Source organism: Shewanella waksmanii ATCC BAA-643, from assembly GCF_000518805.1.
GTDB classification, from domain to species: domain Bacteria; phylum Pseudomonadota; class Gammaproteobacteria; order Enterobacterales; family Shewanellaceae; genus Shewanella; species Shewanella waksmanii.
Genome location: NZ_JAEH01000054.1, coordinates 25,930 through 32,486, shown reverse-complemented (window position 1 = coordinate 32,486; position 6,557 = coordinate 25,930). Strand labels below are relative to the sequence as shown.

Annotated in this window: 8 protein-coding genes; 4 read left to right on the top strand and 4 right to left on the bottom strand. The window is 46.1% G+C overall.

The window, feature by feature from the left end; genetic code table 11:
- The 4 genes from L865_RS25205 to L865_RS0117595 form a co-directional block, all read left to right on the top strand.
- Positions 1–279 (top strand): IS3 family transposase (locus L865_RS25205; RefSeq protein WP_028774451.1); only part of this gene is annotated, 279 nt, incomplete at its 5' end.
- Between the two features lie 9 nt (positions 280–288).
- Positions 289–1,158 (top strand): helix-turn-helix domain-containing protein, encoded by an 870-nt coding sequence (locus tag L865_RS0117605; protein WP_028774450.1) that lies wholly within the window; start codon positions 289–291, stop codon positions 1,156–1,158.
- Positions 1,159–1,306: 148 nt separating this feature from the next.
- Positions 1,307–1,741 carry an N-acetyltransferase gene (locus tag L865_RS0117600; protein ID WP_028774449.1) on the top strand — a complete coding sequence of 145 codons (435 nt, stop codon included), beginning with the start codon at positions 1,307–1,309 and terminating at the stop codon, positions 1,739–1,741.
- Between the two features lie 432 nt (positions 1,742–2,173).
- Positions 2,174–3,691, top strand: coding sequence for a cytochrome-c peroxidase (locus tag L865_RS0117595; RefSeq protein ID WP_028774448.1), 1,518 nt, complete (start codon positions 2,174–2,176; stop codon positions 3,689–3,691).
- A gap of 140 nt (positions 3,692–3,831) precedes the next feature.
- Here the strand turns inward: L865_RS0117595 and L865_RS0117590 are convergent, their stop codons facing one another.
- From L865_RS0117590 to L865_RS25625, 4 genes are all read right to left on the bottom strand, one after another.
- Entirely contained in the window at positions 3,832–4,185 is a 354-nt protein-coding gene (locus L865_RS0117590; protein WP_037471498.1) for a DUF3325 domain-containing protein, read from the bottom strand.
- A gap of 2 nt (positions 4,186–4,187) precedes the next feature.
- Positions 4,188–5,822, bottom strand: coding sequence for a PepSY-associated TM helix domain-containing protein (locus L865_RS0117585; protein ID WP_028774446.1), 1,635 nt, complete (start codon positions 5,820–5,822; stop codon positions 4,188–4,190).
- Between the two features lie 3 nt (positions 5,823–5,825).
- Positions 5,826–6,074 (bottom strand): hypothetical protein, encoded by a 249-nt coding sequence (locus L865_RS0117580; RefSeq protein ID WP_084632576.1) that lies wholly within the window; start codon positions 6,072–6,074, stop codon positions 5,826–5,828.
- Positions 6,075–6,295: 221 nt separating this feature from the next.
- Positions 6,296–6,460, bottom strand: a complete 165-nt coding sequence (locus L865_RS25625; RefSeq protein ID WP_157577661.1) for a hypothetical protein — start codon at positions 6,458–6,460, stop codon at positions 6,296–6,298.
- Between the last annotated feature and the right edge of the window lie 97 nt (positions 6,461–6,557).

The window sequence follows — 6,557 nt, the reverse complement described above, 5'->3', positions numbered from 1 at the left end:
AGAGGGGCAGAGTATAGGGTCCATGTGGTTCAACAGTATTTAGCGTGTCACAACATTAAAGCCAGCATGAATAGGCCTGGTTGCTGTACAGACAATGCCGAGGTTGAGTCATTTTTTCATTCATTGAAAGCGGATATCATCAGAGGGAACACGTTTGAAACGAGCACTAAATTACATTCTAAGCTCAAAGGTTATTTAAACTATTTCTATAATAGACAGCGCCTACATTCGAGCTTAGGATACAAAACACCTGCTGAATTTGAGCAGACATTATTTTGAAAATGGACGGTGTCTATTTTATCGGGTGAAGATCAGATTCATTGGTTACAGGCGCCCGCCAATGCTAGCGTTGCCAAATACGTGCAATGCTACTGGCTAATAGAAAAACGCCCAGATATTCATACCTATAGCTATCCAAAGCTTAACCCAGATCCCGCTGCACATTTGATTATCTCGCCGTCTGATCAAGCCTATCGCCATGATACCTGCTCGGGCAGTACCACAGGGGCAGGCAGCCATTGGCTATATCCTCACCAAAACACCTTTGAGCTCGATCACTCACAGCCCTTTATCCACCTAGGAATTAAATTCCATATTGGAGCGCTCTATAGTCTACCTGAATGCTCCGGTAACACGCCGCGGCTTGATGAAGTAGCACAAATTCAAGGCACAACGCTGTTGAGTGAACGCGAAATCAACCAAGATGTGTTGATTGCTCTGGCAAGAAAGGAGGCGAAATTATGCTGTGACCAATTAGATGCGTTATTAATGCCATGGTTTGAAGAGTGTACTGAAGATCAGCACAGCAAGATCACCTGCAAGGCATTGCACCAGCTTGATGACAGTATCATATCTTCACTAGGGCAACAGCTGCACTGCTCGCAGCGCACATTAGAACGCAGCTTTCAGCGTGTGACAGGGCTGACACTTAAACAATGCCAGTCGATGAATAAACTAGAAGCAATGTTGGAGTATTTATATCAGCGCTCATCGGCCGAGCTTGATTGGGTGGAAATCGCACTCAAATTTGGCTTTAGCGATCAACCTCATTTGATTCGGTACTTAAAAAAGCAGCTAGGCTTTACCCCTAAAACCTATGAAAAACAGCGCGGCCTGACCATAGATGTTTATGGCGGAGTCAGCTCAATATCAAGCTGATACTGTCGGATTTATTCAATCATTCAATGTAAGCAGGCTTTATAATACACACATCAATTAATCTCACGGCTACGAACATTAGTTCACAACCCGTTCGTCGAACCCCATAACACACCAACTGAGTATTAGCATTAAGGCTGAAGTACAAATGATAAGAGTAATACAAGACAAAGATTTCGATGCTGCGGTGTCTATCTGGCTAGCGGCATCAATCAAAGCGCACAGTTTTGTGGCTGCTGAGTTTTGGCAATCACAAGTCACTAATATGCGAGATTTGTATCTTCCTAATAGTGAATCTTGGGTTTATGAAGACAACGGCCAGATTGTTGGTTTTATTTCATATTACCAAGGCAGTATTCCAGCCATTTTTGTTGACCCTCAATCACAATCTAAAGGAGTTGGAACTCAGCTTTTAGATACGGTAAAAAGCAAATATGGCAAGTTAACATTAACCGTTTATGCTGAAAACAGAAAAACACACCAGTTTTATCTACGCCACGGCTTTATTGATGTGGGTACCTGTATTTGCGAACACACAGGGCATAAGCAAATTGAGATGTGTTGGACAGCTACCTCGTTGTAACACCATCGACCAGTAACAGGCCTATACCCACTGTGAATTCGAGCAAGGGATTAAGAGATCTTTGCTTGAATAAGGCATAAAAAATGCTCACAAGCGCATTGCTGTGAGCATGATATAGCTGCCGCTGACTTTATCATTTTCAGCTCTAAAACCTCCTTCACATCAGACTATATAGACACTCAGCTAGACAGCACTCAACTTGTCTTACAGACGTGTTTCTGGTACTCGCTATTTGCTAAGCGAAATATTATAAGCTAATCGGCTAATTTTTATTTAAGTCGGTCCAACAAAAACACCAAAAACTAATATAAACAAACACCTAAGCTATTTGAGTGTTTTTATTTGCTATACAGAACGCAGTTTACATTTTGATAACAGGTGTAAAGCCGTTACTATCGCGCTTCCATTAGTTTTCAGATACATAGGTCATTCATGCTTACAGGACGTTTGCTCACCATCAGTTCGCTATTACTCATTAGCGCTTGTTCAGATAACGATGATAACTCTACCCCAGCACCAGCAGAACCCACCCAAGCTGAAATAGAAGCGCAAATCACCAGCGTGTTACGACAACAAATTGCGTCTTTAGGGCTAACAGGCGATCCAAGTACTGACCGCAATATTCCCAGCATTGATACGCCTTTGGCACAATTGGGTATGCAACTTTTTTATTCTAAAGCACTTAGCGGCGAGATGGATACAGCCTGTGTATCTTGTCACCACCCGCTGCTTGGTGGCGGCGATAATTTGTCATTATCAATTGGCGTAGAAGCTGTAGATCCTGATCTCCTTGGCTTGGGTCGTGCCCATAGCAGCAGTGGCACTCATCATGATGGTGGTCCAACGGTGCCGCGCAACGCTCCTACCACCTTTAATATGGCGTTGTGGGATCGCAGTATTTTCCATGACGGTCGCCTAGAAAGCCTAGAAGCCACAGCAACTATGAACGGTGCGGGTGATACCATCATCAGCCCAGATTCTGCTGATGGCACCACAGCCGATCCCCATGCAACCAGTCTCACAGCAACTCAAGCCAGATTCCCTGTCACCTCTGCAGAAGAGATGAAAGGTCACAATCTTGGTAACTTGGATAACGCGGCTATTCGACAGCATTTAGTCGCTCGTCTAAAAGGTGAGACCAATGAGTTAGACAACAATCAATGGTTAGCAGCATTTCAAACTGGGTACCAACAGCCAGATGCCGACGCAGCTAGCTTGATCACCGAAGCAAATCTATTCAATGCCATTGCAGAGTTTGAGCTCAGTCAGACCTTTGTTGATACACCTTGGAAAGCCTTTGTTGAGGGCAATGACAACGCGTTAGATTTAACCGAAAAACGCGGTGCACAACTATTTTTTACCGCTGTTGAAGACGGCGGAGCCAATTGTGTGCGGTGCCATAGCGGTGATTTTTTCAGTGACGAGTTATTTCACAATATCGCCATGCCACAAATTGGCCGTGGCAAAGGTGACGGAGTAAATGATAGCCATGACTTTGGTCGCTTTCGTACCAGTCAAAACGTAATAGATCGCTTCGCATTTAGAACCCCATCGCTTATCAACGTTGAGTTCACTGGCCCTTACGGCCACAGCGGTGCGTTCGTCTCTCTCACTGAAGTGGTTAAGCACCATTTGGATGTACAAACCTCTGTAGCCAATTACGCCGTGGGTGGTCACGTGTATCAGGCTAATGTGCAGCATAACGATACCCAAACCAACACCCAAGCCGCTCTTGATAAACTGCTCGCTGACCGCAATATTGAAGCTCAACTAGGCCTACAAGATGTCAGCCTTAGCGTGGAACAAATCACTCAGTTAGTGGCGTTTCTGCATACTTTGTCTGATCGCTGTGTCGCCCAAGACAATGATCCACAATGCTTATCACAGTGGGTACCCGATGACACCCTACTCGACCCTGATGGGCTGCGCCTAGAGGCTAAGTTCCAATAACTTCTAGATAAAAGGGTAAGTGAGGCCATCGCCAAGGTTAATTGCCTCGGCGATGGTTACCCTGCTTAAAGCGATTTATATCTTGAGTAACAGGATTATGGCTTAACAGCTAAGTTTGGTGGTAGAGCTAACCTCTAGACTCAGTAACTGAGCAGCAGCCCAGTTCCCATCGCGGTCACAGCTAGCATCAAATGTGGAAAATAGTGCGGTCGGTAACTAGCAGTAAGTATCACCAAGAGCCCAGCAAGCGACAACAGCCCCACAAATAAAATACTGCCGTAAGCAAAGCCCAAATATTGGATATTGACGCTGTAGCTAATCAATAACACTAGCCAGCCACAGCCATATAAACCACGGCTTTGTATCAAGCTAGGCGTCCGATTAAAGCTCGCTCTAAAATGGCTAAACATCGCCAGCGCCATGCAGCTCAATGCCAGATAACCAAAGCAAAACAAGCCTAAACTCAAGCCATTAGTCAACGTAGGTTGAACCATGATTATTCCTCCAGCTTAGCCACATGAGCAATTTGACCACGGGGTGGCATCGACGTTCGTCTCGTTCGCCGCGCCTGATTAACTTTAGGCGCGCGCAATTTATAGCCAATTAAACCAAGTAAGCTGCCCATCAACACACATAGGCTATCAAACCCCAATAAGATCCACTGCGCGGACACAAAGTTATCGATAATCCCCTGACCGGATGTCAGCACATTTAATAACGGTATCGCCAGCAGTGCTATCGCAGCCACACTAAACAGCAACTGCCAGCATCGCCGACTACGATTGATACAAGCAATCAGCCCCACCAGGGCTAAGGTGATGAAAAAGCAGTTAATCTCCCACTGTGCTCTTGCTGGCATGACCTCTGGCAGCAATCGGTTGGCATAAAAAAATGCGCTAGTTGCCAGTGGCAAGCCGGCTATAAAAGTCAGGTTTAAACCTTCAACTAGTCGTAAGCCAAAGCTCGGCTTATCACCCAGTTGCAACCGCTTTTGCTGTTTTTGGCGAATTTTTATCGCCCAAAGCAAGCTGCCTGTTGCAATCATGGCGCAGCCCATTAGGCCGCAGATGAAAAACAGCAATCTCAGTATAGGCTCAGCAAAACGGGCGGTATGTAACGCCATGAGGGTATCGTGGGTTTGGCGTGCACCCGAGCTTGGCAGTTTTGCAGCGCTGAGCATTTCACCGCTTACTCCATCAAACACCAATGGCGTACGCTGGTCAGTCACCGCTTGCCCGGTATTACGATAAAAACTCACCCGACTATTAGCATCCCCCGGATACCGCACCGCAATACGTTTTATTGGCGTATCTCCCCATACACTGTGCACTTGGGGCAATAGCTGGCTAAGCGTGATCAACTGCGCCCCGGTACCTGCGGGTTTTACGCTAACCCGCTGCGGGTTAAGTTCGGCTCGGTATGCCCGGCTGTCACCATCAAAAGCGGTAACTACGCCCCACGGCATGTACATCATCATTAAGGTGATTAGGCCGGTGTAGGTGATCATCAGATGATAAGGTAAAGCGAGCACCGAACTCACATTGTGGCCGTCTAACCAAGAGCGGCTCCCCTTACCCGGTCGAAAACTAAAAAAGTCTTTAAATATACGTTTGTGGATGACAATGCCGCTGATGATTGCCAACAACATAAATAGGGTGCAAAAGCCGACTATCCAACGGGCAACTTTGGCAGGCATGTAATGTAGATCGAAATGCAATCGATAGAAAAAGTGCCCGCCGCGCGACTCGCGCACCTCAGTTACCACATCTGTACCGTCAGCAGTAATAATGTGCTCATGAAACTTGCCACGCCGCTGGCCTTCTTCAGGCTGATCTTGCCAGCCAAAGCTCAGATAAGGTCGACGCTCATAAGCAAACTCGATGTGCCAATCTTTCGCATCACTTGCATGATTTGCTAGATAACTCTGACCTTGATTGATTTGTGCCTGCAACTGCTGATGCTGATAGGGCTGCATCACCGCTTGATGTATCTCTGGCTTTGTCCATAGTGAGATCTCATGCCGGTAATAACTCATTGTGCCAGCAAAAAATACCAACAGCAGTATCCAACACACTAACAAGCCAACCCAAGTATGCAGCCAGGTCATGCTGCGAAAAAAGTTCTCTTTCATCGCTTAACCCACCAGCAAAATCAATAGATACAAGCCGGCACTGGCAAGCAACAAATCACGCCAAGCGCGGGTGCTGCTAGGCACACTAAAACTGTATAACGCCGCGCAGGCATAAACAGTAAATGACAGCATAGTGGCCACCAACACACTGTCGGCTGCCGCCATTGGCAAAGCGATAGCCATTAAACCACAAGCTGTCGCAGCTAATAAGTAACCCGCAAATATCGCCGAACCCGCTCGGCTAGCAATCATAAAACTCGGCTTAGCGAGCAACGCTCGCCATCTTTTACTCTCAACTAACACAACAATTGAATCCCAAACCGCATGTAATCAAATGATACAAATGTGACAATTTCGCGATTCTACATGATATTAGTTGTTGAGAATGGTTTTTATTTGAGTTTTAAGTGTAAAGATTGTCAACCCTTTACGCGGTAACATTACGACGCTGCCTTTCGATTTTATCGCTGCCTCTAAAACACTAAGGTCTCACCATCGGCTGGGATGTGTACTTTGCCGCTTAAGCCTTGTAACTCTAGGCTTTGTTTAAGCGTTGCGCGGTCAATGGCACAATGATTCAAGGCTTCCATATGATTAGCAATGGCCTGGCCTGGCGCCAGCTCGATAAAACGCAGCATCAGCTCATTAGCTGACCTCCAAGCATCAGTATCGCTAACCTCTCTCTTAGTTGACTAAATAACTCAAGTTTTAAAGCGCTCACGCCACTAAGTTAAC